General features: G+C 40.5%; 25 protein-coding genes and 1 tRNA gene. 19 read left to right on the plus strand and 7 right to left on the minus strand.

What is annotated here, in order from left to right; genetic code table 11:
• Positions 1-27: 27 nt before the first annotated feature.
• From ACM9H2_RS03035 to ACM9H2_RS03045, 3 genes are read left to right on the plus strand one after another with little or no spacing between them, the layout of a single operon-like run.
• Positions 28-1,140, plus strand: a complete 1,113-nt coding sequence (locus ACM9H2_RS03035; RefSeq protein ID WP_415488058.1) for a 60S ribosomal export protein NMD3 — start codon at positions 28-30, stop codon at positions 1,138-1,140.
• A complete protein-coding gene (locus ACM9H2_RS03040; protein WP_415488060.1) occupies positions 1,133-2,152 on the plus strand; it encodes a class I SAM-dependent methyltransferase in 1,020 nt (339 codons plus the stop codon). Before ACM9H2_RS03035 ends, ACM9H2_RS03040 begins: the two co-directional genes overlap by 8 nt.
• Before the next feature lie 55 nt (positions 2,153-2,207).
• Positions 2,208-2,945 (plus strand): SDR family NAD(P)-dependent oxidoreductase, encoded by a 738-nt coding sequence (locus ACM9H2_RS03045; protein ID WP_415488062.1) that lies wholly within the window; start codon positions 2,208-2,210, stop codon positions 2,943-2,945.
• A 60-nt stretch (positions 2,946-3,005) separates the two neighbouring features.
• On the opposite strand, the gene ACM9H2_RS03050 is transcribed toward ACM9H2_RS03045, so the two are convergent.
• The 3 genes from ACM9H2_RS03050 to ACM9H2_RS03060 are packed head-to-tail and all read right to left on the minus strand — an operon-like array spanning position 3,006 to position 5,021.
• Positions 3,006-3,233, minus strand: coding sequence for a hypothetical protein (locus ACM9H2_RS03050; RefSeq protein ID WP_415488064.1), 228 nt, complete (start codon positions 3,231-3,233; stop codon positions 3,006-3,008).
• A 3-nt stretch (positions 3,234-3,236) separates the two neighbouring features.
• Complete coding sequence (locus tag ACM9H2_RS03055) at positions 3,237-3,914, minus strand: hypothetical protein (RefSeq protein ID WP_415488066.1); 678 nt, start codon at positions 3,912-3,914, stop codon at positions 3,237-3,239.
• 54 nt (positions 3,915-3,968) lie between these two features.
• Positions 3,969-5,021, minus strand: coding sequence for a hypothetical protein (locus ACM9H2_RS03060; protein WP_415488068.1), 1,053 nt, complete (start codon positions 5,019-5,021; stop codon positions 3,969-3,971).
• A 342-nt stretch (positions 5,022-5,363) separates the two neighbouring features.
• Between ACM9H2_RS03060 and hisD the strand changes: the two genes are divergently transcribed.
• Positions 5,364-6,638, plus strand: coding sequence for a histidinol dehydrogenase (hisD, locus tag ACM9H2_RS03065; RefSeq protein WP_415488070.1), 1,275 nt, complete (start codon positions 5,364-5,366; stop codon positions 6,636-6,638).
• Here the strand turns inward: hisD and ACM9H2_RS03070 are convergent.
• Positions 6,635-7,564: an HAD-IA family hydrolase gene (locus ACM9H2_RS03070; RefSeq protein ID WP_415488072.1), complete on the minus strand. Its 930-nt coding sequence runs from the start codon at positions 7,562-7,564 to the stop codon at positions 6,635-6,637. The genes hisD and ACM9H2_RS03070 overlap by 4 nt on opposite strands.
• A gap of 103 nt (positions 7,565-7,667) precedes the next feature.
• Between ACM9H2_RS03070 and panB the strand changes: the two genes are divergently transcribed.
• From panB to ACM9H2_RS03110, 8 genes are all read left to right on the plus strand, one after another.
• A complete protein-coding gene (panB, locus tag ACM9H2_RS03075; protein WP_415488074.1) occupies positions 7,668-8,453 on the plus strand; it encodes a 3-methyl-2-oxobutanoate hydroxymethyltransferase in 786 nt (261 codons plus the stop codon).
• Positions 8,454-8,586: 133 nt separating this feature from the next.
• Entirely contained in the window at positions 8,587-10,878 is a 2,292-nt protein-coding gene (locus ACM9H2_RS03080) for a CDC48 family AAA ATPase (protein ID WP_415488076.1), read from the plus strand.
• A 43-nt stretch (positions 10,879-10,921) separates the two neighbouring features.
• Positions 10,922-11,452: a YIP1 family protein gene (locus tag ACM9H2_RS03085; RefSeq protein ID WP_415488078.1), complete on the plus strand. Its 531-nt coding sequence runs from the start codon at positions 10,922-10,924 to the stop codon at positions 11,450-11,452.
• Between the two features lie 46 nt (positions 11,453-11,498).
• Positions 11,499-11,741 carry a hypothetical protein gene (locus tag ACM9H2_RS03090; RefSeq protein WP_415488080.1) on the plus strand — a complete coding sequence of 81 codons (243 nt, stop codon included), beginning with the start codon at positions 11,499-11,501 and terminating at the stop codon, positions 11,739-11,741.
• 73 nt (positions 11,742-11,814) lie between these two features.
• A complete protein-coding gene (locus ACM9H2_RS03095; RefSeq protein WP_415488082.1) occupies positions 11,815-13,725 on the plus strand; it encodes an OB-fold nucleic acid binding domain-containing protein in 1,911 nt (636 codons plus the stop codon).
• Positions 13,726-13,768: 43 nt separating this feature from the next.
• Positions 13,769-15,439: a tRNA uridine(34) 5-carboxymethylaminomethyl modification radical SAM/GNAT enzyme Elp3 gene (locus ACM9H2_RS03100; RefSeq protein WP_415488084.1), complete on the plus strand. Its 1,671-nt coding sequence runs from the start codon at positions 13,769-13,771 to the stop codon at positions 15,437-15,439.
• A gap of 72 nt (positions 15,440-15,511) precedes the next feature.
• Entirely contained in the window at positions 15,512-17,572 is a 2,061-nt protein-coding gene (gene rqcH, locus ACM9H2_RS03105) for a ribosome rescue protein RqcH (RefSeq protein ID WP_415488086.1), read from the plus strand.
• Between the two features lie 54 nt (positions 17,573-17,626).
• Positions 17,627-18,532 carry a DMT family transporter gene (locus tag ACM9H2_RS03110; RefSeq protein ID WP_415488088.1) on the plus strand — a complete coding sequence of 302 codons (906 nt, stop codon included), beginning with the start codon at positions 17,627-17,629 and terminating at the stop codon, positions 18,530-18,532.
• Between the two features lie 15 nt (positions 18,533-18,547).
• On the opposite strand, the gene ACM9H2_RS03115 is transcribed toward ACM9H2_RS03110, so the two are convergent.
• Positions 18,548-19,471: an aminotransferase class IV gene (locus tag ACM9H2_RS03115; RefSeq protein ID WP_415488090.1), complete on the minus strand. Its 924-nt coding sequence runs from the start codon at positions 19,469-19,471 to the stop codon at positions 18,548-18,550.
• Between the two features lie 108 nt (positions 19,472-19,579).
• Between ACM9H2_RS03115 and ACM9H2_RS03120 the strand changes: the two genes are divergently transcribed.
• The 4 genes from ACM9H2_RS03120 to ACM9H2_RS03135 all read left to right on the plus strand — a co-directional run bounded on the left by ACM9H2_RS03120 (position 19,580) and on the right by ACM9H2_RS03135 (position 22,688).
• Positions 19,580-20,701 (plus strand): zinc-binding dehydrogenase, encoded by a 1,122-nt coding sequence (locus tag ACM9H2_RS03120; RefSeq protein WP_415488092.1) that lies wholly within the window; start codon positions 19,580-19,582, stop codon positions 20,699-20,701.
• Between the two features lie 43 nt (positions 20,702-20,744).
• Positions 20,745-21,809 carry an mRNA surveillance protein pelota gene (locus ACM9H2_RS03125; RefSeq protein ID WP_415488094.1) on the plus strand — a complete coding sequence of 355 codons (1,065 nt, stop codon included), beginning with the start codon at positions 20,745-20,747 and terminating at the stop codon, positions 21,807-21,809.
• Between the two features lie 69 nt (positions 21,810-21,878).
• Positions 21,879-22,430, plus strand: coding sequence for a hypothetical protein (locus ACM9H2_RS03130; RefSeq protein WP_415488096.1), 552 nt, complete (start codon positions 21,879-21,881; stop codon positions 22,428-22,430).
• An 84-nt stretch (positions 22,431-22,514) separates the two neighbouring features.
• A complete protein-coding gene (locus tag ACM9H2_RS03135; protein ID WP_415488098.1) occupies positions 22,515-22,688 on the plus strand; it encodes a 50S ribosomal protein L37e in 174 nt (57 codons plus the stop codon).
• Between the two features lie 32 nt (positions 22,689-22,720).
• On the opposite strand, the gene ACM9H2_RS03140 is transcribed toward ACM9H2_RS03135, so the two are convergent.
• Both ACM9H2_RS03140 and ACM9H2_RS03145 read right to left on the minus strand, forming a co-directional pair.
• Positions 22,721-23,284 carry a DUF420 domain-containing protein gene (locus ACM9H2_RS03140; protein ID WP_415488100.1) on the minus strand — a complete coding sequence of 188 codons (564 nt, stop codon included), beginning with the start codon at positions 23,282-23,284 and terminating at the stop codon, positions 22,721-22,723.
• Between the two features lie 54 nt (positions 23,285-23,338).
• Entirely contained in the window at positions 23,339-23,716 is a 378-nt protein-coding gene (locus tag ACM9H2_RS03145; protein ID WP_415488102.1) for a TRAM domain-containing protein, read from the minus strand.
• A 181-nt stretch (positions 23,717-23,897) separates the two neighbouring features.
• On the opposite strand from ACM9H2_RS03145, the gene ACM9H2_RS03150 reads away from it, so the two are divergent.
• The 3 genes from ACM9H2_RS03150 to larC all read left to right on the plus strand — a co-directional run.
• The gene (locus ACM9H2_RS03150) at positions 23,898-24,506 is read left to right on the plus strand and encodes a TATA-box-binding protein (protein ID WP_415488104.1); all 609 of its coding nucleotides are present in this window, start codon (positions 23,898-23,900) and stop codon (positions 24,504-24,506) included.
• Between the two features lie 81 nt (positions 24,507-24,587).
• Positions 24,588-24,672: transfer RNA gene (locus tag ACM9H2_RS03155), tRNA-Leu, on the plus strand.
• A gap of 307 nt (positions 24,673-24,979) precedes the next feature.
• On the plus strand, positions 24,980-25,821 hold an 842-nt coding region (gene larC, locus ACM9H2_RS03160), incomplete at its 3' end, for a nickel pincer cofactor biosynthesis protein LarC (RefSeq protein WP_415488106.1).

Here is a 25,821-nt window from a genome sequence, read left to right on the forward strand (position 1 = left end):
ACTTGTCCCAGTTATCATATACAAATAATGAGTGAATTTGGGTTGTTTTGTCCAAACTGTGGGAACGCTGTTGAGCGGGGGCGGGGGAGAACTACTCAAGGAGAATCAGAGGAATGGGAAAGAGGTAGAGAAAATATGTTGTGTGATCAGTGTTATTTTGATCAATTTGAACTGGTAGAAGTGAAAGAGAAGGGAAATATTCAAATCTGTTCAGTTTGCGAAGCTATCTGTAGGAAAAATAAATGGATAGATAAAAAAGAGGGTTTGGAAGAGAAAGTAATATTGGAATTGGTAGAAGATGGACTAAAAATTCATGATGACGTGAAGGAGATGAATTGGGGATTTATTCTAGAAAATATTGATACCAAGATGATGAATATTAAATGTGAATTTGAGGGAAATGTAAAAGGGAGAAAGATAGTAGAAAATAGAATGATTGAAGTTCAGATAGTACGCGAAATTTGTGATGTGTGTAGAAAAAAATCAGGTGGTTATTATGCTGGAGAGATACAGATTCGAGCGTCAACGAGGAAACCTACGGGTGTAGAGAAAAATCGTTCTATTGAAATTGCTAATGACGTGGTTAATCGAAGAACATTACTAGGCGACAGGAATGATTTTATCTCAAAGATAGTAGAAAAAAAAGAGGGCATAGATATACGGATATCTACTAGTAAGCTCGGGCAGAAAATATCGAAATCTATTGTAGAAGAATTAGGGGGTTCAGTGTCAACTTCGGAGACATTAGTGACAGAAGATCGGGATGGAAATAGAGTATATAGAATTTCATATTTGGTGCGCCTTCCAGCAATAATTATTGGAGACGTGATAGACATAAGAGATGGAAATGGACCAATTTTAATTAGAAGTTCAGGGAGTGTTTTAAAAGGTATTCGACTCGCCTCGGGTGAATCGTATAAGGGGTCGGTGGAAGATGGGAAATTCAATAAATTGAAGCATATTTCTAAGGTGGGGAAAACCTCTATTGTATCGATAGATGATACATATTCAATGCAGATATTGGATCCAGAATCATATCGTCCGATAACAATAGCTCGTCCAATGTTTGTTGATTCAGATTGGAAGGAAGTAAAAGTAGTAAAAACGGAAGAAGGGGTGTACGTTTTACCTAATGAATAAAAACGCCGTTGTCGTGAGTAAAGGAGATGTTAAAAAAGAACTAGAGTTATTAAAAAAGGGGCAGGATTATGATGATTCTAGGAAGATTAGGACCCATGATGAGAAATCAATAGAAATTCCAATTCATGGGCCGGGGGGAGAAATGAAAAACAGGGTCATAATAAATCAAAAAAATCCTCAGATTAGGGCCAAGGGGTTGAAAGATTTGCTTCGAGATAGGGGGGTTTCGGAAGAAGAAATAAAAATGTCCCCCCGATCGTGGGATGTGATTGGAGAAATAGCTTTAGTTCAATTTTCAGAAAAATGTACCACTGAAAAGGAAATAGGAGAATGTTTGATGGAGTTACAAGGGGTCAATACTGTGCTATCTCGAGTTGGAATTGAAGGGACCGAAAGAAAACCAATTATAAAATATATTGCAGGGTTGGAAGAAACAAAAACTGTTCATACGGAATGGGGGGTGAGGTATTCATTGGACCTATCAGAAGTTATGTTTTCCCCAGGCAATAGGGAAGAAAGAAAAAGAATGGGGAGGATAGTTGACAGGGGAGAATGTGTATTGGATATGTTTGCGGGAATCGGCTATTTTTCGATCCCAATGTCTATTTCAGGGGCAGAAGTAACGGCAGTGGAGAAGAATGTAGCATCCATGAGATATCTGAAAGAGAATATTCAACTGAACCGCGTTGAAGAAAATTTACATCCAATAAGAAACGATTGTAGGAAATTTATCGAAGGGTGGGCGGATGAGAAAGGAAAATTATTTGATAGAATCGTAATGGGCCACTATGATTCGGTTGAATTTCTCAAAGAAGCATACTCGGTGGTAAAACGGGGAGGAATAATCCATTTACATGAAGTGAGAGCTGACACAAATCCGTCTCAATCATATAGTGAAATTAAAACGGTGGCAGCAAAAGTGGGAAGAGTTGCCAAGGTTATGAATAGAACAAGAATTAAAGGATACAGCCCAGGTACATCTCATTTTGTTGTAGATATTCGAGTTACATAGAGAGAATAAAAATTGATCAAATGGTTTATGAGTCAGGATGGGTAAGGAGATAGATATGCAAAATCTAGCTGGAGAAACTATAGTGGTAACAGGCGGTTCGCAAGGAATCGGATTGGCAATTGCAAAAAATGTGGCTGTAAAAGGGGCACACATACTGATAACAGATATTCAAGATGGGACAGATGCCGTTAAAGAGATAGAAGATGCAGGAGGGAGTGCAGAATTTCGCAAAGGCGATGTAACGAGTGAAGAGTCCATGCGTGCTGTGTTTAAGGATACTAAAATAGATGGGCTAGTCAATAATGCGGCTTATTACGCACCATTGATTGGGAATTTCAAACAATTTACAGATATTACAGTGGAAGAGTTCGAGAAGGTGATGTCAGTTAACACAACTGGTGTGTTTATTGTCACAAAAGAAGCAGTACCTGCGCTAAATGATGGTGCTCGAATTGTCAATATATCTTCGGGGACTATTTTGAAAGGCACAGCGGGACTCTTACACTACATTGCTTCTAAAGCCGCTGTTGTAGGAATGACTAGAACTATGGCGAGAGAACTAGCAGATCGGGATATTAGGGTCAACACGATTATGCCAGGTTTGACTGCATCCCCAGCATCGCTACAGGGGGGAGAAGATCGGATACAACAACGCGCGGAAGCGAGTCAGATGCTCAAGAGGGCCATACAGCCAGAGGATATTGCAAATGTTATTGGATTTTTATTGAGCCATGAAAGTGGGATGATGACAGGGCAAGTAGTGAACGTAGATGGCGGGAACATACTCTACTAAAATTTAAAACGTGAAGAGAAAAGTTGGGAGGAGATATTATCGGACTGGTAAGTTTAAAAATTACCTACGTACACGGCGCCAACTTTCTCGCTTTTTTTCCATAGCGGAATAGAGAGTCATTGATTGTATTAGTTGGGACACATCAAGTGTGCAAGAAGTAATAAGATCACCTTCGGTTTCTATTCCAGCCACAAAAGATAAATCATGGAGATGTATATCCTGTATTTCTGCAGGTTCAGAGAACTGTACTTTGGTTTCTGGGGTTAATTTTAGAATTCGTTGTGTCATAGATTAGAGAGATTCAAGAATTCTTAGTGCTGCATTATATTTTTTTTCTGCGATCTCATGCATGAAGTCGAAATCGTCCTCTGTTGCGAATCTTTTTACTATCAAACGTCCACAATGGATGTGGTCTCCTTCATCAGAGGTTACGTCGAAAAGTGTTTTTGCTATTTCAGGATAGTCATTCTCAACATATTCACCCATCCTCCGGGAAGTTTCTGCTGCCACAATTTCGGTTGAAACTTGAAAACCTGCGGCAATGTATTGTGGCTTTTCCCACTCAGTTGCTAGGCGACACTTTGCAACTAATCGATCATAATTATCAGCCGTCCAGGTTGCCAAATCGCAGGGTACTCCAACTTGTTCAGAGAGATTTGCGTAAATTTTTGCGTGTTTTACTTCATCTCGGATTTGTTCACCTAGTCCTACGATTAAGTCCCTATCACGATCATAAGGATCCCCTATCTCATATATTTGGGTCATTTGTCGTGCAGGGGGTAAACAGCCGATATAGAATTCTCTCCATGCCTGGGATGCGAATTGTTTTTGCATCATAGCGAGGGGTCCGCCTAGTGAATCGAAGTATTCATCTGTGAAATACTTCTCAACTGCATTCTCCATTTTTATGCGATATTCTTCTGTGAAATCATTCACGAATGACGCTAGGGTGGGTAAGTCTGATGACATGCATATAGCATGGGGTTCGGTGGCATTAAATCAAATGGTTTGGTTGAGTGGATTTCACCAAACAGATTGTAAAAAGAGGTCGGTGTCTATTTCAGTTCCAAATCCACCTTCAATTGCACGATCATACACTACTTTCCCTACAGCTGCGAATTGCATTCCAATGCCAATGTTGTTGAGAAATAGAGTAGTTTCTTCGGATTCTGGATTTTTGTTTTCGGCGATGAGAGATGAAATGTCTTGAGCAGCAGTTATGTCAAAATTGGGAATTGCCCACTTTTCAGTAAGACTTTGAGCAAAATCTGAAAATCGGGGGGCATAGTTATGGGGGCCAGAAGGTAGCTGTGTTGTTGCTACTGCTACGCGGTCTACTTCGGAAAATGCTTCCCCTGGAATTTCTGGATTTTTGATTGCACTCACATGCATTTTAGGTTCTATCCAAGATGCGTCGAATATAGGTTTCATTGCGTTGGAAGCACATGCGAGGATATTGGTTCCTGATATTGCTTTGGTAGGTTCATCCACAGAGAGAACGGCAGGGTCTAATTTGGAATCCCATTCTTTGGCGAATGCTTCGCGATTTTTTTGAGTGGGGCTATATACATTCACTTGCTCGAGATCAAACATCTCGGCAAAAGCCTCTATTTGTCCACCAGCATGTCTACCCGCACCAAGCAGGCCCATCGTGTGGACATCAGAGGAAGGGACCATGTATTTAGCTCCAAGAGCATTTGTAGCCCCGACGCGCATTTTACTAGCATATCCATCGGGAATGATTAGAAGTGGTTCGTTTGTTTCGATATCGTACACTTGAACGTATTCCACATATTTTTTGTCTCGGGCCATTCCCAGCTTGAATTTTCGGCCCCCTTCCCAGCGGATTCGATCAGATTGAATGCGAAGAGCAGATACACCAAAATCTTGTATGATACCAGACATAATTTTGTAGACATAAGCATCGTTGGGCCCAAGTGGAAGTATCATGTCGGATCGGGGGATGCTAACTACTCGTCCGGCGGCATCGGCCTTGTATGCCAGTTCCAATGCTTCGATGGAAGACCTCATATCTAAACACTGTTCAACTTCAGTTTCGGAGAGAAAAATCACCATACAATGGGATTATTGTTAATAGAGTAAAAAGTAGAGGGGTATAAAAGAAATTTTTCGGGAAAAGAAGGATTTAACTTAGGAAAGTGCCACAATAAGAGTGCGTTCCGAAGTCCCCATTGGAGTTTGTCTAAAATGGACACGATGAAAATATGGAGAACCCCGGTACGCTACAGATCCCGGAACAGGGTCTTCCAGCTGAGGCGGCGTGAAGCCAAGCGATGATGTTGGAGGTTAGTTTCTGGGAAATATTTACAAAAAAGAAAATTGAATTCGAGTACGGAGGAGTTCGTTGATAAGATCAAGGGTAGAAATGGTTTTTCACATAGAGATCCAAGAGGGGATATGGAAATACGGTACCTCGAAAAGATGGAGGAGGACCAGCGTGAGGTTATATTCAATCGATATCAAGTGAGTCAAGAAATACAAAAAACGGTTCGTACTATTATTGATAATGTAAGAGAGCAAGGTGATGAGGCCCTTAGGAGATATGCATTGGAATTTGATAAAATAGAAATAAAAGAAATAGACATCACGGGAGAAGCCAAAAGTGCATACGAAGCAATTGATGAGGGATTGAAACTAGCCATAAAAAAGGCGGCAGAAAATATTGAAATATTTCACAAACACCAAGTTAGAGAGGATTGGGTTAGAAATTTTGATGGCAGAGAAATGGGACAAAGATTTCGGCCGATAAATAAAATTGGAGTGTACGTTCCAGGAGGTACGGCTGCATATCCATCTAGTGTATTAATGGCCATAATTCCAGCAAAAGTTGCGGGGGTGAAGCACATCGCGGTTGTGACACCTCCAGCAGAGGAAATGAATCAAGTGACACTAGCTGCAGCATATATTGCAGGTGCAGATAAAATCTACGCGGCAGGAGGGGCACAGGGGATTGCTGCACTTGCATACGGTACAAAAACGGTTGATGCAGTTGACAAAATCATAGGCCCAGGGAATCAATGGGTGGCGGTGGCAAAGAGAGAGATTCGAAATGATGTGGAGATAGAGTTTATCGCAGGCATAAGTGAAATTTTGATCATTGCGGATTTGACCGCAGATCCAAAAATTGTTGCGGCAGATGTGATTGCACAGGCAGAGCATGATGTAAATGTTGCCGCATTGGTGGTAACAGATAGTATAGAATTGGCAAAAGAAATTATCGAAGAGGTGAAAATACAAACTAAATCGTTGGACAGAAAAAAGATAATAGACAAAGCTCTAAATAATCCATATAGTGGGGTTATTTTGGTAAAAAGTATGGAAGTTGCAGCGACCTTTGCAGAGGAATATGCTTCGGAGCACCTTTCCATCCAAACGTCGGAGGAGAATGAAAAAATGCTTTTAGAAGAAATCAGTAGTGCAGGGAGCATATTCCTAGGAAGTTATACCCCAGTTGCCGCAGGAGATTATGCATCAGGTACTAATCATATCTTACCTACAAATCAAGGTGCCCACGTTTCAGGGGGGGTTTCTGTAGATACATTCATCAAAGTTTCGACGATACAGCGGATCGACAAAACGGCGTTGGAAAAAATTAGGAAAGTTATAACCACAATTGCCAGATCGGAGGGATTGGATGGTCACGCGGAGAGTATAGAACGTAGGTTTGATTAGTAGAACTGATCGACTTGTAAGAAATTTGTTCCAGCCCAATGTGCAGTCTCTGCATCTGTTTTTTCGTTTCCTATAAATAGGGTATTTCCAGGGGAGAGGCTCAGATCTTCCATGCATTTTTGCAAGGGTAAAGGGTGTGGCTTATCCTCGAACGTAGATTCCCTGGTGATCAACGAATCAAAATTAACATTGAACTTTTCAGCTATTTCTTGAGAAGCGATGCGAGAATTTTTTGTGCACAAACCAACGGGACAATCTAAATTAGGGATGATGTCGATCAAAGGCAAGGGGACTGCGCTTTTCGTTCCAGCAAGTTCATGTGAAGCGAGTAGCTCGAGTAGATCTTCATAAATACCATGTTGACTAGCTAGTTCGTAAATAGGAGTGTGATCATTTCTGTCTCGCCTAAGAGAAAATGGATCGATAGAAGGGGGGAATAAATCACGTATTTGAGTTCTAACAGAGTTCCAATCGACATCCAGATCAATTAGAGTTCCATCCAGATCGAAAATTACACCGTCGAAATTATCAAGGGAATTCAAACTAGCTTTTAGCTCATAATTCCATAGATTATCAGGGGCAGAAATGTGTACCGAATCCCCATCGTTGAGAGAGAATAAGTTCCGTAAAGAAGCGGGTGCTATGAATTCAAATTTAGATTTTGGATAGTTATCGGCAATGGGGCGAATGAGAGCAGATTTGATTCCGCTGATAGAGCAGGGGGTCAACTCAATACCATCGCAATTATCTAAAGCATTTTCTATGTCAGTTACAGTGGTGCAAGGGAGAGACAGAGAGGGGGTTATCTGAGTTAGGTTGAGTGTTCCAGGGAAAGGGCGGAAGGATAAGTGGGACAATAAAAGCCCCTCAAGATCAGAGATTAAAACATTTGCAACGCCTTTTCCAGACTCCAATTTACCATGCATATACTGATAGTGTATCGCTAAATGATTTAAATAACGGGGATTGAAGAGGTACGGGTTTTGAAATACGAACATGTTTAACGTGGTGGCTGCCTCATGTGAAACTATGCCAACAGTTCCGGAGATCATGGCACGTGAAAGAGATGGGCCTCCGATTACTATGTTAACTGCATATGATAAATCGATAGCAGAGATAGCAGATGCTGCAGGGATAGATATCGTTCTTGTGGGTGACAGTGTAGGGAATACAGTACTGGGGTATGAGACAACATTGCCAGTTACAATAGAAGAAATGATTAGCCACACAGCGGCAGTTGTCCGGGGTGTGAAGGAAGCCCTAGTGGTAACAGATTTGCCATTTCTCTCAGTGGGGGTGGATGAATCAGTGTCAATTATGAATGCAGGGAGAATGTTGAAAATAGGAGGTGCAGATGCCGTGAAAATAGAAAGCGGACCACACACTATTTCCATCACAAGAAGATTGGTAGATCTAGGAATACCAGTCATGGCACATGTTGGATTAGTACCTCAAAGGATTAGGCAAATAGGAGGGTATTACCAACAAGGGGCAGATGAAAGTAGTGCCCTGGAGATAATGGAACTGGCAAAGGAACATGAAAATGCAGGAGCTTTTGCGATTGTATTAGAACATATGCCAGCAGATATTGCTAAGAATATCACAGAGCAATTAGAGATTCCAACGATAGGTATTGGGGCAGGATCACACACGCGTGGACAAGTTCTAGTAGTGGATGATGTCATTGGTCTTTCAAATTCGTTACCCCCATTTGCTAGGAAATTCGGTGATGTGAGAACGGAAATGTCAAACGCAATTAAAAAATATCGAGAGGAAGTTATTTCAAGAAAATTTCCACCAGAAGATATGGACTGAAAGCGCGAATAGGAAACTCATGAAGAGGTGGGACCACAAAACAAGCTTTATTTTATAAACTATACGCAGTAATGCGTTTTTTAATCGTAATATTTATATATTAGATAAATGGATCATAACATGAAGGATAAAAATGGAACTTATTGTAAAACAGGTACCCCAAAAAGATGCAGGTAAAGGTCTAGTGTTTATTGATCGAGGAGATTTTTCAGAATTGGGCATACAAGAAGGAGACTATGTTGCTATAAAGGGCAGAGATCCTCCGAAGAATCCAGTGGTAGGAAAAGTATTTCCAGGATATGCGAATGATTTAGGACAGAAAGTTATTCGAATGGATGGTTTCACACGCCATAATGCCAATGTGGGAATTGATGAAAAGGTAGATATTGAAAAAATCGAAGTCAAAGAGGCAGAAAGTATTGGCATAGCAATTTCAAGACGTTCTGGCATAGATGTGAGAGGAGATTCGGAACTTATCGAGGGGTTGATAGGAGAGCGACTGAGAGGAAGGGGTGTCAGTGAGGGTCAAACAGTACCTGTTAATGTTACTATTTTCCGTACAGGGATGAGATGGCCAGTTATTATTACGGAGACAGTGCCTGAAGGACCAGTTCAGATTACAGATAGGACTATCGTGAAATTTTCCAATGAAGCAATGCGGATAGGCGGGACTCCAGGTGGTGCAAAGCGAGAAATTATTGAACCACTTTCAGACATAACATACGAAGATATAGGGGGATTGGCAGATCAACTAGGGCAAATTAGAGAGATGATAGAACTCCCAATGAGACACCCAGAGCTGTTTCAGCAACTAGGAATTGAACCGCCAAAGGGAGTGTTATTACATGGCCCCCCAGGGACGGGGAAAACATTAATTGCACAGGCAGTTGCTAACGAAATTGATGCTCACTTCATGTCTATTTCTGGGCCAGAAATAATGTCAAAATACTATGGAGAGAGTGAAGGACAATTAAGACAAGTGTTCGAAGAAGCTGAAAAAAATAGTCCATCCATAGTTTTCTTGGATGAGATAGATTCAATTGCCCCGCGCAGAGCAGAGGCTAGTGGAGATGTGGAACGCCGAGTGGTTGCGCAATTGCTTACTCTCATGGACGGGTTAGAGGGGAGGGGGCAAGTTGTGGTGATAGCGGCGACTAATCGTGTTAATGCGATTGATCCGGCTCTACGTCGAGGGGGGAGGTTTGATCGAGAGATTGAAATTGGAGTCCCTAGCAGAGAGGGGAGATTGGAGATATTACAAGTTCATACTAGAGATATGCCATTGGAAGAAGATATTGACTTAGAGCAATATGCAGATAAAACGCATGGATTTGTTGGATCGGATTTGGAATCCCTTGCTAGAGAATCTGCTATGAATGCACTTAGGCGTGTGAGTCCGGAATTGGATTTGGAGAAGGAGGAAATACCTTCAGATGTTTTGGAAAGTCTTAAAATAAAAAATGAAGATTTAAAAAATGCATTAACAGGAATTGAACCATCAGCGTTGCGAGAAGTCTTTGTAGAAGTTCCAGATACCTTGTGGGAAGACATAGGGGGATTGGAAACGACTAAACAACGTCTGAGGGAAGCGGTGCAATGGCCGCTAAAATATCCAGAGGTATTTGATACATTGGGGTTGGAATCTGCAGCGGGTATTTTATTATATGGGCCCCCGGGTACCGGGAAAACACTATTGGCAAAAGCGGTGGCTAATGAATCGGAGGCGAATTTTATTTCTCTTAAGGGTCCAGAGTTGCTCAATAAATATGTGGGAGAGTCAGAAAAAGGGGTCAGAGAAATTTTTGCCAAAGCACGTCAAAATGCTCCAGTAGTAATTTTCTTTGATGAAATTGATTCAATAGCAACACAGAGGGGTAGAAATGCAGGAGATTCTGGTGTTTCGGAACGGGTAGTGAGTCAGTTGTTAACAGAAATGAATGGATTGGAAGAACTAGAAAATGTTGTGGTGATAGCAACAACAAATAGGCCGGATTTAATTGATTCCGCATTATTGAGACCAGGGAGATTTGATTTCCAAGTTCACATTCCAATGCCAGATGAAGTTTCTCGGAGGAGTATTTTTGATATCCACACCAGGGAGAAACCAGTGGTAGATGATATTGATTTGGATGGTTTGGCATCCAAAACGGAAGGGTATAATGGTGCAGATATTGCTGCAATATGCCGAGAAGCGGCTGCAGAGGCAAGTCGAGAATACATAAATTCTGTAAAGATAGAAGATATTCCAGAATCGGTGGGGAATATTAGAATAACTCAAGAATATTTTGACAGGGCACTTGAGAAAATCGCCCCCAGCGTGGATGGAAACGTGATAGAATACTATCAAGATATGGAAACTCGATTGGGGAAACGCCTAGATGTGGTTAATGAAGAGGACAATGAGTTGGGGATGGCGTTCCAATAGAAATTTTTTTAAACTAAGTTGTGGGAGAGCTATAAGATGAACATTGACTTTATTTGAATTGCCACAAGAATGGGTTAGAAACTGGATTGCGATTATGATCCACCCTAAGTGGTTTTTTGAGAAAAAAATTAAGGGTGGCAAGCAATCAGATGGGCTGATATTCGCAATGGTAGTGGTAATGATAGAAGAAGGGTCTAGACTTATTTTAGTGGATTCGGAATATTTTTTGATCTCTTTGGGCATTGCAGTTTTAATAGTCACCCCGGTTTTACTTCACATTGTAGCTGCGATTCAAACGTTGCTATTACGCATTGGGGCAAAAAATAGAAAGGGAATTGGGACAACTGTTCAAGTAATAGGATATTCCATTGCTCCTTGTATCTTTGCGGGATTTGCAATACCATCACTAAGTTTTTTGTGTGCGGTGTATGGCTCAATATTGTTAATAATTGGATTGAAGGAAGTGCATGGTGTTTCTTTGGAAAGAGCATTTTTGATTTCAATAATACCAGCTATTATTGTTTTCGGGTATCTTTTTGGGGGCATATTGGCACTAAATAGTCTAGTGGCATAGTCCAGATAAGTTAATTAGCGATTGTCATCAAAGGTCACTTTAGTGCATGATAGTAATAAATATCGAAGATTTCTCAATAGAAATCAAAAATAGTGTAATTAAAAATGTAGGCGGGCCGCAAAAATCGGCGTCAGTGAAATTTTTTGATGTAGAAGATATAGAGATAAGAAGATTTGGCAAGGACCAAATTAAATTATGTTTTGAAGATGAAGAAAAAAACCGAGTTGAAATTGCGATTTCGGGAGAAGAGGGGGACAAAATTGGGCAAAAAATAAAATCGTTATTGTAAAATCAAGGGTACAATGATTGGTGAAGTTCTAAAAACCGTTTTATCCCCCATAAACGTATAACAGAACATAAAGATGGATACTTGTATTATTTGTGGCATTCCTACAGAAGGGAACATATGTTCAACTCACGCTGAGGATGTCTTTTTTAAATTCGGAGGAAATAGTTCGGAGCAACTTACTCTCGGGCGTTATTATCAAGGGATAGTTGACGGAATTGCGGATTTTGGTGTGTTTGTAAAACTGAATGGAAAAGTAACGGGTTTGTTGCATAGGAATGAGTTGAGACAGAGACTGGAAAGTTTAGGATGGGAAATTGGAGATGTGGTTTATGTCAAAGTGAAAGGGATTCAAGATGAAGGGAAGATTGATTTGGGGTGGTCAATTCGCCAAGATGAAAATGAATTCAGAGGGGCGTTGGCTGATGGCGGGGATGGCACAGATTCGAAAAATGAAAGGGGACAAGATGAAACGGCGAGTTGGGAAGTTAAAAAGGAGAGAAAAAGTGGATCGGGAGTACCTATTGGAATGCTAGAAAAAGAAATAGGGAACAATATAAAAATGGAAGGGAAAGTTTCAGATATTCGTCAAACGACAGGGCCGACACTTTTTGAAATACAAGATGAATCTGGAAAGATTATTTGTTCGGCTTTTGAATCTCCAGGAAAGAGGGTTTATCCAGATATAAAAGTGGGTGAAGTTGTACAGATAGAAGGAAAAGTGGAGCTAAGAAGGGGGAGTATTCAAGTAGAATCCGATGTGATTAGAACTCTCAGTGGAGAAAATGCTGATGCTATTCTGGAGAAAATATCACTAGTGGTTTATGAAAAGGCCCGACCAGATAAATTTGAATCAATAGAAGAAGGATTGGTAGATTATGCAAATGCAGAAAGGGCAGCTACAGAGATTCGAATGGCAATTTTAGAATCGATTCCGATAATAATCAGACATCCTGCAACGGTTGATGGGCACATTGCAGGGGCAGCTATTGAACATTCGATCATAAGACAAGTGGAGGAAGAATATGGGCAGATACAAGCGATTCATCGTCATGTCGATAGACGACCATATCAGTCTAATGGCCAAGAGATGAATGCTGCCATTTTAGATACTTCTAGAATGCTAGAATCCCAGTTACGATATAGTGATCCAGTCCCTTTGTATATATTCATATCAGATAGTGAGGATTCGGAGAGATATGAAGGGATGAAACTAATAGGCATCTATGGAGCTAATAGAATTATCATAGGAGGGGGCGGAATAGGAGAAGGGGAGGAAGAAAATTATGCAGAAATAGTGATCAAGTCTATAGAGCAAGGGGGAGAGAAGACTTTGAGTGCATTGAGTGTAGAAGTTGCCGTTGCAGTGGATCCAGGGAGAAGAAATGAACTTATTCACCTTCCGGCGATAAGTTATTGGAAAAATGCCCCAGACACATATATGGAACTAGCCAAGGAGGCAGGTTATGAATTAGATATGATCGGGAAAATTCACAGGGCAATTGCGGTGGAAGCATTTTACCAGAGGAACAGTAGCAAGAGGGAAATGATTTCGGACATGCTCTTTGGAGAAAATACAGAATTGATAGAACAATGTAATAGTTATTTTGTCGAGAGTATGGAAAAAGGAATTCTGACCGCGTCACCGCATTTGGATCGGTTGGTAGTAAATGGGAAAGAAATAGCAACCATAGATTTAGATAAGTTTACACATAGATATCAGTTTCCGGCTACTAAATTTCTCCTGCTAGGTTTGATTGAAAAAGAACAAGTTTCGGCAGTGGTAGGAAGTGATACTACCAGCATATATGTGGAAGCGGGAGGAATTATCGATATAGAGGAGCTAGGAGACGATATTAAATCGATAGCAGCAAAAAATGGTAGTATAGATATAGGAGGCATATCAAGTGGAAAAATTTCATTTGTTTCAGGGGATAGAGAAGAAATTCTAGATGCAGTGGTAGAATCAATTGTTAAGCAACTATAGTAGTGAAGGCTAAATTGTTGCACGACTACTTAATAGCTATTACATGAGTACGCAGGTCACTGAAGCAGATGCATTTTCTAAAACTTGTGAAGAAATAATAGAGCGTATTTTAGGTGGCCAGCTTAGTGTGGAACAGGTCGAAGAGGTAAAAATGGAGGTCTGTGCAATATATTCATCTCCAAAAGTTCCAAAAAATACTGAAATTTTAGATTATGCACCTTCAGAAATACGGGGGAAGCTGGAACAGGTTTTGCGCCGGAAACCCGTTCGAACTGCATCGGGAGTAACCCCAATTGCGATTATGACATCCCCGCATATGTGCCCACATGGAAAATGTTTATTCTGTCCAGGAGGACCCGCATCGGAATTTTCGTCTCCACAAAGCTATACAGGATATGAACCTGCAGCCGCTCGGGGGAAACAAACTGACTATGATCCATATGGCCAAGTGACTCTTCGACTAGAACAATTTAGAGAAATTGGACATCCAGTGGACAAGGCGGAATTAATTCTTATGGGAGGTACCATGACAGCTAGATCAGCAGATTATCAAGAATGGTTTGTTCGTCGGGCGCTCGAAGCCATGAATGATTACGATTTATCAATAGCACCATCATTGGGAGAGGGTAGAATATTTGTGCAGGAAAATCCGCAATTCAAGTATCTTGAAGACGTGATTTCAGTGAACGAAACTGCAGATATTAGATGCATTGCGATGACATTTGAGACCAAACCAGATTGGTGCAATCACGAACAAATTGATCGTATGCTCCGTCTAGGAGGAACTAAAGTTGAATTGGGAGTTCAAACCACCTTCGAGCATATTAATCATGCGATGCACAGGGGGCATGGTACTATTGAAAGTGTAGAATCAAATCAGAGATTAAGAGATTCTGGTTTTAAAGTTGGATTTCATATGATGCCAGGACAACCGGGGATGTCTTATGACATGGGTATAGAAGATTTTCGTCGGTTGTTTGCAGATCCCATATGGAAACCAGATTATTTGAAGATATATCCTACTTTGGTGGTCAAAGGTACGCGAACATATGACATGTGGAAAAGAAAAGAATATGATCCATTGGACAATGAACAAGCTGCAAAGCTAGTTGCAGAAGTAAAATCAATGATTCCTAGATATGTTAGACTACAAAGAGTTCAACGAGATATTCCAGCTAATTTTATTGAAGCAGGGGTATGGAAATCTAACCTTCGTCAATTGGCGATAGAACATCTGAAAACGATGGGGAAATCTTGTAAGTGTATCCGATGTAGGGAAGCCGGATTGAATTCAAAGGTGCCTCAAAATCTTGAGATGGAAGTATTAGAATATGAAGCTGCAGGAGGGATTGAGAATTTTATTAGTATAGAAGATTTTGACCAAGATATTCTAGTTGGTTTTTGCCGTTTGAGGTTTTCAGAAACGCCTGCACGAGTGGAATTAAAAGATGCAAGCATTTTACGGGAGCTCAAGGTGTACGGAAATGAGATGGGACTTATAGAACGAGGGGAAGAAATAGGCCCGGGAGAATGGCAAGATGGATTCCAACATAAAGGACATGGGAGAGCACTGATGGAAAGGGCTGAAGAGATGACAGCGGATGCAGGTTATAAAAAAATTGCAGTTCTGGCAGGTATTGGGGCGAGGGAATACTACAAACAAAAATTGGGGTATTATCAAGATGGACCATACGTCTCTAAATGGTTATGTTAAAAAAATATTAGAAGTTACATGGAACTTTGAGTACAACGATAGGGATTTCTTTGTTAATCTCCGAAAGAGGTTATGGATCCAAAACAGGAGATATCGGGTGTTGATATTCGATCTCTTGTACAGGAATTTGAAGCATATAAAGGATCTATTTTCGATAAATCGTACTGCTATGGAAAAGAATTAGTACGGTTTAGAATGCGAAGGCCAGGGGTGGGGAGAGATGAGCTATTAGTAGGTATTGGAGATATGAAAAACATCCATTTTGCCGAAGTGGAAAACGTTCCGAATGCACCTGATAAAGTTGCAGATTTTGCTATGAAATTGAGGAGTAAATTGCGGGGAAAGCGTTTGAAGAGTATTGAGCAGCATGGGTTTGATCGAGTCTTAAAAATTATTTTTAAAGGGGGGGAAAGTGAGACACTAATTGTTGCAGAATTATTTGGAGATGGGAATTTATCAATTGTGGGTGCGGACGGTAAAGTGCACGCGTGTCTAAGAACGGTGAGGCTTCATTCCCGAACAGTTGCTTCGGGGAGGGATTTTGAATTCCCCCCTTATAGAACTGATCCATTCTCACTAGATTATGACTCATTTGTGGGATTAATGAATGATTCTGGGTCGGATGTCGTTAGAAGCCTCGCAACTCAGATAAATTTTGGGGGCACATATGCAGAAGAGCTTTGTCTTCGTTCGTCGGTCGATAAACAATGTGTGATTTCATCGATGACTCAGCCAGAGTATGAGAGAATCTACGAAGAAATAATTAAATTGGATGAAAAAATAAGAAAGGGAAAAATGCAGCCAAGAATATATTATGAAGATGGATCAGAAATAGATGTTACTCCATTTTCGCTAGCATTGTATGAACATTTAGATTTCGATGAATTTGACACATTTAATTCTGCAGTGGGAAATTATTTTTCAAATGGGAAATTGGAGATTTCAGATGGAAGTCAAGAGATCGAAGAAGAAATGTTAAATAAATATGAACGGATTTTAGCATCCCAAAAAAATGCTCTAAAGCAATTTTCACAAGATGCTCGATTGATTAGAGAAGGTGTAGAACGTCTATATTCAAATTATAGTATTGTGGAAGAAGTAATTGAAGAAATCCGTTTGTGTTTGGAGAGGGGAGAGCAATTTGAGCAGATTGATGAGAGACTGGAAGAATCAAAGAAATCTGAAATTGTGAAATTGATGAAGATAAATCAGGTAGAAAAAATAATCGAAGTTCAAATTGAAGGAATTCAAATTGTTCTTGACCCATGGAAAAGTATTGAACAGAACGCCAATTTGAACTACAATCTAGCGAAAAAAGTTGAGGGGAAATATGCAGGGGCAAGAAATGCTATTTCGGAGATTAACCAGGAACTCGAGAAAGCAAAAAATAATAAAATTAAGAGTGGGTCGAATGGAATTAATGGCGAAGAAATGAAAATGCAAGATAATTGGCTATCTCGGGCATCCATACCAATAAAAAAGTCTAAATATTGGTTTGATCGGTTTCGCTGGTTTAGGAGTTCAGGTGGTTTTTTGATCATAAGTGGGAGGAATGCAGATCAAAATGAGGAGCTAGTAAAAAAGTACATATCTAAAGGGGATAAAATATTCCACACACAAAATCCGGGTGCCCCTATTACTATTTTGAAGGCTTCGGAGCCAGGGGAATCTCCAAAAGAAATAGAAATACCAGAAAAGGATCTTCTTGAAGCTGCGAGATTTGCTTTATCATGTTCATCTGTGTGGAAAGAAGGTAAGCGAACGGATGATGTATATATGATCACTAAAGATCAGATTAGCAAAACTCCGGAAAGTGGAGAATATTTGACTAAGGGATCTTTTGTTATTCGAGGGAAACGAACTTATTTTAGAAACATGGAAATTGGTTTTGCAGTAGGGATCATATGCATCCCAGAAACTAGGGTGATAGGGGGTCCACCTTCTGTCGTAGTTCCAAAGTCAGTTATATCAGTTGAAATCGAGCCGGGTCAATTTTCACGGGAAGATATTGCTAAAAAGATTTATCGTCATTTCTGTGAAAGTTTTCACGATGGGACGTTTGTTAGAAAAATCACAGGTCCAGATGAGATCTCCCAACTGATACCGGCAGGAAATAGCGCGATGGTGGAGTGAAAAAATACTACATCGGCACGTCTATACTGAAAGACTGTCTCTGGAGGGTATCGAATGGTATTGCTCTCTATTGAATTTTATATTCTTGCGATTTTATGTGCTTTTTTTAGGGGGATTGATCCAATATTTGCCAAACGTGGTCTAGAGAGCGGGGGGAATTGGATTCAGAATACATTTCAAACTCTTGTGGTTAGGACAGGGCTTGCGTGGGGCGTGTTAATAGTTATTTCAAATGGGAAAAATATGCTCGAAGGTATTTCGATTCCCATAATATTGCTTTTTGTTTGTGCAGGGGTGGTTGCAGCAGCGATGGGTCAACTGAGTTATTATAGAGGAATAGATCGAATGGGGGCTAGTGTTTGTGCAACCATTACTAATTCTCGTCCTCTTTTTGCGGTGTTATTAGCAGTTGTATGGCTTGGAGAAAATATGACAGTGTCAGGGATGATTGGTGTGATTTCAATAGTGATGGGTGTCGTATTCATAACAAGATCCAAGAGTGGGAACATTTCGGGTTGGAAAAGAAGTGACATAGTGTTTCCTCTTTTTGCAGCGGTGGCGTTTGCTGCAGGGAATGTGATAAGAAAATTTGGATTTATGGAAGATGCTGCAATTACCGCTATTCAGGCCCTCGCTATTAATGATCTTGCGGCATTAGTTGTGGTAGGAATATATGGAGTGGTGATAGGGAAGGGTCGAGAACTGGCCGCAGGAAATAGAGAAAGTTATCGGAATTTTGGATTAAGTGGAGTATGCGTTTTCCTGGCAATGTTGACTCTTTACGAGGCATTGATTAGAGGTCCGGTTTCTGTTGCAGATCCGATACTAGGAACTGGGCCTTTATTCACAGTAATAATTGCTGCAAGTGTATTGAAGAAGGTTGAAAGAATAACAAAGGGATTTGTCGTAGGGACTTTGTTAATAATAGCAGGTGTGGTTTTGCTTTCTTCAATGCCATGATTTTGAGGGATTAATCTATTTTCCTAAGAACTGGGCCACAATATCCACACCGACATTCTTACCATATTCTATGAGTAATTTTTGAGTCATATTTCCAGGGATGACAGTCCCTATGGAAATTCCATCGATGGAAGAAATGGGGGTAATTATTCTAGAGGTGGAAGTGAAAAAGGCTTCTTCTGCAGAGTGGACTTCTTCTAATGTTAAATTTTTTTCCTCTACTTTTAGTCCCATCTGTTTGGCCAAATTAATGATTTTTTTTCGGGTGATTCCAGGTAAGATATTTTGTAGAGGTGGTGTTTGGATGGTGTTGTCTTTGACTATAAAAAAATTTGCATAGATACTTTCTGAAATATTTTCATCATAGTCTAGCAACAAAGGCGATGCATCTGGCTCGATAGATTTGACTTCTTTATCTGCCATGACGAAATGCATTCTAGATCTATGTTTGATCGTTGAAGAAATAGATTCAGAGGGGATTTGTTTGATAATGGAAGTTCTTACTTTTTGACCTTCGATAAAGAACTTGGCGTGTTCTGTGAAATTGATTGTAGAGCAATGGATGAGCAAACGGGAGGGGGGATAATCACCAGCTTTAGATGGATTGAAACTCCAATTTCCGATAATATAAATGATAATTAAGAATTCATCTTCAGGAGATACCAAGGGGGTGTTTTTTTCCACCAAATGTGACAAGATAGTTTGGATATCGGTAGAAGGGATATCAAATTCTATATTCGCCTCAGAACATGAATTCAAGAGACGAGATATGTGATCAGAGGTCCCATGTAGTTTTTTCCCAAAGGTTCGGATTGTGTCACTAACGCTATAGCCCCACATTTGTGCAGTATCGGATACACCGAAAATGGGCTGGGACTCGGGGAGATAATCTCCATCAAAATACATGAGGAGATCGTTTGTTTCTCTATTTTGATTCATTCTACGTTTGTGTCTGACAACGGGGGGGCAAAATATTTTCGAGTGGGAAGGCCCAAAGGGGGGGAAAATTCTCAAAAGATATATTGTTTAGCGAAGGCTCAAGACCGTATGGAATCAAAAGCGGCAGTATTACATGAGTCTACTAAAAATCATGATTTTTTAGGAGATTTGCCTGCAAAAATAGAGATGGTGGAGGTTTCGGAACCAACAGGAGAAGAAGTCCTCGTTAAAATTGAAGCTGCGAGTTTATGCCATACAGATATTTCTTGTGTTGTGGGAGAAACTGGAGAACCGAAACCGGTAGTGTTGGGCCATGAAGGTGCAGGAATTGTTGCTGCAATTGGTGATGAAGTAACAACATTGGAAGTGGGAGACCATGTGGTTCTTGGGAGAATAGCATGCGGGAAATGTATACGGTGTAGAATGGGGAAATCTAATTTATGTTTAAGTAGAAGACAATCAAAGGGAACACTGAGAACGGGGGATACTAGTTTTACGGGGAGTAATGGGGATTCATATTATCATTATCATGGGGTTTCGTCGTTTACTGAGTATACCAATGTGACACAAGAGGTTGCGATAAAAGTCAATAAGGAAATTCCACTTGAACAAGCAACGTTGCTAGGTTGTGGTATTTTTACAGGAGTGGGGGCTGTAGCAAATGCGGCAGATATAGAGCCAGGATCTTCTGTCGTGATATTTGGAGCAGGAGGAGTAGGACTTAGTGGGGTTCAAGGTGCAGTTTTAAGGGGTGCGACTGAAATAATTGTAGTAGATGTAGTTCCTAGTAAGTTTGATATTGCTTTGAAAATGGGTGCGACTAATACAATTAATTCTATGGAAGAAGATCCAGTGGATCGAATAAGAGAAATAACAGGAGGGGGGGCAAATTATACTTTTGATATGGTTGGGCATCCAAGGGTATTCGAACAAGCTGTTGAATCATTGGCAGTATCGGGGACGGCAGTATTGGTGGGGACTCCATCTACTCCAGTTAATGAAGTATCTATAAACCTCAGGGAAATGGTAAAGAATGAAAAACGAATTATAGGGGCGTTTAATGGATCATACAATCTACCCATCGCGATTCCAATGTTGGCTGATCTTGTTGTTGAAGGAAAATTATCACTTAAAGAGTTGATCACCAGTTCGCTGCCTCTAGACAAGATAAACGAAGCGATGTACCAGCTAGAGAATGGAGCAGAGATAAGACAAGTGATAGTTCCATGAAAGAGAGTGGATAATTTATGCATCTGGCCATCGTAGCCGCCATATGAGGATCCAAACTCGAGAGGATATAGGAGGTGATTCAGAAAAAATTGTGATCGTTCCAGAAAGTTTGGATGATCTCTGGCATCTACAGTTTATCTTAGAGCCAGGAGATACCGTAATAGGAGAAACGACGCGTAGAGTTCGGAGAAAAGAAGAGATTTCTAGAGAGACAAGTGGTCAGAGAGAATATATGAGAGTGGTCATTGAAATTGAGACATCGGAATTCCATAAATTTTCTAATCGGTTGAGAGTAGCAGGGATGCTTACAGAGTGCCCTTATGAAGAACAAATTGGAACACATCATACATTAAACGTAGAAATATTCGATACAATATCTATCCAGAAAAAATGGAAGTCCGATCAGATTCAGAGAATTGAAGAAGCGGTTGCTGCACGAGACTCTCCGGATATTTTAGTTGCCACAATTGAAGAGGGAGCTGCATTTGTGCAGACAATAAATCAATATGGGATTAGCGATCGGGCGAATTTATCAGGGTCTACGGGGAAGGGGGAGGGGGCGGACAGAACGGATATATTTGAAGAACTTCTAGCAGTATTGACCCACATAGAAGTGGATGTCATAGTACTTGCAGGGCCAGGATTTACCAAAGAAAATGCTCTAGATTATATTAAGTCGAGAGATGGTGAACTAGCTCAAAAAATCATATTGACTGAAACGAGTTCTGTTGGGGAGAGGGGAGTTCAAGAGGTTCTGTCAGGAGGGACTGCCAAAGATATTATTGTTAAAACCCGAATTGGGAAGGAAACCCAAATTGTGGAGGAAATAAAAAAGAGAATAAAAATTTCGGGTTTGGTTGCTTATGGACCAGAAGAAGTTCGGATTGCCTCAGAGTATGGAGCTATAGAAAATTTAGTAATTGTTGACGGGGAATTACAAGAAGAACGAGGAGGAAGAAATCTGTGGAAAGTGGATGTAGATGAGATAATAGAAATGGTAGAGAAAAAAGGGGGAGAAATTACGATATTATCAAAAGAATATGGACCAGGAGGGGAGCTGAAAGGCCTGGGTGGAATTGCAGCACTTCTAAGGTTTCGTGTTAATTAATAAGTAAATATATTTTTTGTAAAAGATACAAACGATAGTTTGATACACAGTGAATTCTTTGTTATTTTTATGCGTGTACGGAATTGGCAGGATGTATTACAAGATCTTATTTCCAAAGATTCTGATCCACAAAAATGGCGTGCTATTTCGGGGATTCGTTCAGGGGGGATAGGAGAAGATTTGTATTTGTGCCATCCCGGGGCAGGGCTCTATCACCTCAAAACATATGCGAAGAATCCATTTGAAGTTCAAGGGGTCGGTGCGCAATTGGTACATAAAATTGATGAGGGGATTAGCGATCATTTTCCGAGAGAAGTAGATGGAAGATTTGCGATACACAAACCAATTTCAGAAGGGGTAGAAGTAAAAAAAGTTACCCAGCGCGTAGAAGAAACCTTACGTGCCCATGTTGATGCGCCTACGACTTCACTAGATTTATTTGAAGATGTAATGGTCGCCGTAGGATCTCCCGCGTATGGTCCGTTAGATTACAGAGGAATGGGTAGTCGTCCGGAATCACTAGACATGTTAGCGAAAGAATTTCATGATGTTAATAAAAAATTAGAACGGAAATTGGAAGAAATGATTAAGGATGATGAAATTGGAAGAGGCTTCGGATAGATTCTAGAAAATTCAGAAGGTTACAGAAACCAAAGTTGGAGAAAAAACGCTTATACGTGATGGAGGCATCGTCTTGACTATATCATGCCAGATGGAACGAGTAGCAAGGGTAAAAAGAATAAAACCATCCATGTTAAATGTAGAAGGTGCGGTGTTGCGGCATATCATATTAAGAAGGGTGTTTGTTCTAGCTGTGGGTTTGGTAAATCGGCTAAAATGAGATCGTACTCATGGCAATCTATGGCCGGTGACAGGTAGTACGGAAAAATAGATAAATTTTAATAAACTGATTAAAGGGGATAGACATGGTAAGCCATTAGATAGACCATGGATCCCATTATAAATGCGATGAGCCATAGTTTGTATGCAACTTTTCCAACTCTCCGATGAGAAGTTCCGGGGATTTCTCCAGGAGCGTATGTTAATCCAATAGTTAAAACATAAAATAATAGAGGTACGCAAATGACAGCAAGGAGTATATGGATTGCTAAGAAAGGCAGATAAATAAATAGATAAATATTTTCGGGGCCTCCAAATTCTGCAGGTCCAACGATGGCTACCCGGTATAGATATAAAATCAAAAATGTGGCAAATATGGTAAATGCTAGTAGCATTGTTTTGTTGTGGCGTTCTATATCTTTATTACGGATATAGGATACACCTTTTAAGATAGTTATAATTGCCAGGATACTAAGGAATGCATTGACATGAGGTATGACTTTGAGCACGGAGTCGGATCGAGGGAGGTATTCGGCAGGGAGGTACCCACCAGCAGCCCCGAATACAAGTGATAAAGATACAATGCTCAGGAGGGCAGAAACTAGAATAATATGGTCATGGACAAATTTCTTCACAAGAGGTAGCTAGTCAGAGGGGGGAATAAATCAATTGAAATGTATCGCGGAAGGCTACATCAAATGTTCGACGACTTCGCCGAACGCGCAACGACTTGTGACCGAATTGATCTTTATTTTAACTTTATGCCCTATATCTGTTTTTGGAATAAATATGATATACCCAGGCCCAATGCGCGCTATACCATCGCCTTCACTTCCTATATCCTCAATTAGCACTTCGAGGGTGTCGTCTATTGCAACAGGGGCGTCAGATACGTGGGAGGGGGTGGCATTGGTTTCCCCAGGTGATTTTGGCAAAAATAGGACTCGATAAGTGGCATCCGTATCGATATTAAAGGAGGGGGATTCTTGAGAGGGTAATTTTATAAAATGAGACTCATCATCGAGTTCAACTATACTGCTAAATAAATAGGAAAGTTCACGAGACATGTAAATACATCTTAATATAACGCTTGAGTATGGTTTTACCCTATCGGTGGGCAAGGGTAATTTTCAGAGAGATTTGTACATATGAGGGTGAAAATCGCGAAAACTGGACTAAAATTATTGATAATTGAAGAAAATTGTTTATGTACAGTTTATAAGTAAACAGGTGAAACATAGGAGTACGATGGTGAAAAAAGATGACAAACCACCATATTGGAATGGAAGATTTCCAAAAGGAGACCCGAAAGGGACTCTGAAGATTGAAAATGTGGTCGCTTCAACGGGTATTGATCAAGAATTGAATTTAGAGGCACTTGCGGCAGATCTACCGGGGACGGAATATGACCCTGATCGATTTCCAGGGTTAGTTTACCGCCTACAAGAACCAAAAGCTGCGTGTCTGATCTTCAGATCAGGGAAAATTGTGTCAACAGGTGCACAGAGTATTGATGATGTGCATGCAGCGGTGGAATTGACTTTTGACACTCTGAGAGCTTTGGGGATAGAAGTTCCAGGATCGCCCGAAATAAAAGTCCAAAATATTGTGACCAGTGGGGATCTAGGCCACCCATTGAATCTAAATGCGATTGCCATTAGTTTTGGATTGGAAAATATTGAATATGAACCTGAGCAATTTCCAGGGTTAGTTTACCGCCTACAAGAACCAAAGGTTGTTGTTCTTCTATTTGGATCGGGGAAAGTGGTCATAACCGGAGGGAAAAAACCAGAAAATGCAGAAGAAGCGATTGACAAAATTGTTTCTAAATTAACAGAATACGCCTTATTAGGCTAAGTATAGCAGAGATATAGAAATAGGCCCTCCATAGGGCAAAACGAAAGCACTTTTAACGGGTCGAGAGCTATCTCCTTGCGCGCGCAGGTAGCTAAGCCAGGCCAAAGGCGCAGGGTTGAGGGCTCTGTCTCGTAGGAGTTCCCAGGTTCGAATCCTGGTCTGCGCATGAAATTGCAGAATAAAATTATGGATATATTAAAAGAACTTAAAAATTTTCTAAGTTATATTTTATTGTTCATTATTCTATATATTTTCATTGGGATCATGATTAGTTTTGCATCCACTTTATTCCAAATTTCTCTTTCTTCGTTTGGCAACTTTCAGGTTATCTTTGCTCCAATTATTGCGGGAATTATCACAATTTGGCTATGGTGGCGAAAATAGAGATATAGAGCATATAATGGATCCTGGAGAGGAGATCTTCCTATATTCGATCGAGGAGCTTTTCGCCTGAGGGACTCTTAAGAACAAATATGGTTACACTAGTGTTCGATGGAAAAATGGGCGCCAGTGGCGATATGATAATTGCGGCACTTTTAGGAGTTGGGGCAAATGCAGAAGTATTGAGTCCAATAGAAGAAGGGCTAGGCGTGAAATATGATATAGAAGAATTAGTAGAACAAGGAATCGCAGCGAAACAGGTTCGGGTTACACGAGGGGGGAAGGTCATAGAGGGAGAAAGGTCTAGTAAGAATTTGAAAGATATAATAAAAGTGGTCGAATCTCTATCAATTTCAGAAAAGGTGGCTTCTGATGCGGTTGGTATATTCCAGCTGTTGGGAGAGGCTGAAGCAGAAGTACATGGGAAAAGGTTAGAAGAAATACACCTGCACGAAGTTGGAGCAGATGATGCGATTGCAGATATCGTGGGTACTTGTGTATTGATGGAAGATTTGGGTGTAAAGTCTGTAATAGTCCCTCCAGTATCGGTCGGAGAGGGTACGGTTAAAATGCAGCATGGAGAATATCCAATTCCAGCACCAGCGGTACTGGTTCTTGCTAAAAATGCAACTTGGTCGATACGGGGTGGACCTGTCGAACGGGAGTTATTGACTCCCACGGGGGCTGCAATACTAGTCTACTTTGGAGAGGGAGTTGAAAGAATACCTCCATTGGAAGTTATGAGAACGGGATATGGTATGGGACACCACAAGATAGAAGGTGTAGCAAACATATTGAGAGTAATAAGTGGAGAAATGAAGAATTTAGAAAAGGATGAAATTGTCTTGTTGGAGACGAACATAGATGATGTCAGTCCAGAGGTAATAGGAAATCTCTATGAAGTATTAGTAGAAGAAGGGGCAAGAGATGTCAC

This window comes from Candidatus Hikarchaeum yamanae (assembly GCF_009889665.1).
In the GTDB taxonomy this organism is placed as follows: Archaea; Halobacteriota; Halobacteria; order Halobacteriales; family Hikarchaeaceae; genus Hikarchaeum; species Hikarchaeum yamanae.

Excerpts from the sequence above, each read along its gene's own strand:
- ACM9H2_RS03120 (WP_415488092.1), top strand. The coding sequence starts at position 19,580 with ATGGAATCAAAAGCGGCAGTATTACATGAGTCTACTAAAAATCATGAT.
- panB (WP_415488074.1), top strand. The coding sequence starts at position 7,668 with ATGCCAACAGTTCCGGAGATCATGGCACGTGAAAGAGATGGGCCTCCG.
- ACM9H2_RS03040 (WP_415488060.1), top strand. The coding sequence starts at position 1,133 with ATGAATAAAAACGCCGTTGTCGTGAGTAAAGGAGATGTTAAAAAAGAA.
- ACM9H2_RS03035 (WP_415488058.1), top strand. The coding sequence starts at position 28 with ATGAGTGAATTTGGGTTGTTTTGTCCAAACTGTGGGAACGCTGTTGAG.
- rqcH (WP_415488086.1), top strand. The coding sequence starts at position 15,512 with ATGGATCCAAAACAGGAGATATCGGGTGTTGATATTCGATCTCTTGTA.
- ACM9H2_RS03095 (WP_415488082.1), top strand. The coding sequence starts at position 11,815 with ATGGATACTTGTATTATTTGTGGCATTCCTACAGAAGGGAACATATGT.
- ACM9H2_RS03080 (WP_415488076.1), top strand. The coding sequence starts at position 8,587 with ATGGAACTTATTGTAAAACAGGTACCCCAAAAAGATGCAGGTAAAGGT.
- ACM9H2_RS03090 (WP_415488080.1), top strand. The coding sequence starts at position 11,499 with ATGATAGTAATAAATATCGAAGATTTCTCAATAGAAATCAAAAATAGT.
- ACM9H2_RS03115 (WP_415488090.1), bottom strand. The coding sequence starts at position 19,471 with ATGAATCAAAATAGAGAAACAAACGATCTCCTCATGTATTTTGATGGA.
- ACM9H2_RS03130 (WP_415488096.1), top strand. The coding sequence starts at position 21,879 with ATGCGTGTACGGAATTGGCAGGATGTATTACAAGATCTTATTTCCAAA.
- ACM9H2_RS03145 (WP_415488102.1), bottom strand. The coding sequence starts at position 23,716 with ATGTCTCGTGAACTTTCCTATTTATTTAGCAGTATAGTTGAACTCGAT.
- hisD (WP_415488070.1), top strand. The coding sequence starts at position 5,364 with ATGGAAATACGGTACCTCGAAAAGATGGAGGAGGACCAGCGTGAGGTT.
- ACM9H2_RS03135 (WP_415488098.1), top strand. The coding sequence starts at position 22,515 with ATGCCAGATGGAACGAGTAGCAAGGGTAAAAAGAATAAAACCATCCAT.
- ACM9H2_RS03150 (WP_415488104.1), top strand. The coding sequence starts at position 23,898 with ATGGTGAAAAAAGATGACAAACCACCATATTGGAATGGAAGATTTCCA.
- ACM9H2_RS03100 (WP_415488084.1), top strand. The coding sequence starts at position 13,769 with ATGAGTACGCAGGTCACTGAAGCAGATGCATTTTCTAAAACTTGTGAA.
- ACM9H2_RS03060 (WP_415488068.1), bottom strand. The coding sequence starts at position 5,021 with ATGGTGATTTTTCTCTCCGAAACTGAAGTTGAACAGTGTTTAGATATG.
- ACM9H2_RS03070 (WP_415488072.1), bottom strand. The coding sequence starts at position 7,564 with ATGCATGGTAAATTGGAGTCTGGAAAAGGCGTTGCAAATGTTTTAATC.
- ACM9H2_RS03045 (WP_415488062.1), top strand. The coding sequence starts at position 2,208 with ATGCAAAATCTAGCTGGAGAAACTATAGTGGTAACAGGCGGTTCGCAA.
- ACM9H2_RS03110 (WP_415488088.1), top strand. The coding sequence starts at position 17,627 with ATGGTATTGCTCTCTATTGAATTTTATATTCTTGCGATTTTATGTGCT.
- ACM9H2_RS03050 (WP_415488064.1), bottom strand. The coding sequence starts at position 3,233 with ATGACACAACGAATTCTAAAATTAACCCCAGAAACCAAAGTACAGTTC.
- ACM9H2_RS03055 (WP_415488066.1), bottom strand. The coding sequence starts at position 3,914 with ATGTCATCAGACTTACCCACCCTAGCGTCATTCGTGAATGATTTCACA.
- ACM9H2_RS03125 (WP_415488094.1), top strand. The coding sequence starts at position 20,745 with ATGAGGATCCAAACTCGAGAGGATATAGGAGGTGATTCAGAAAAAATT.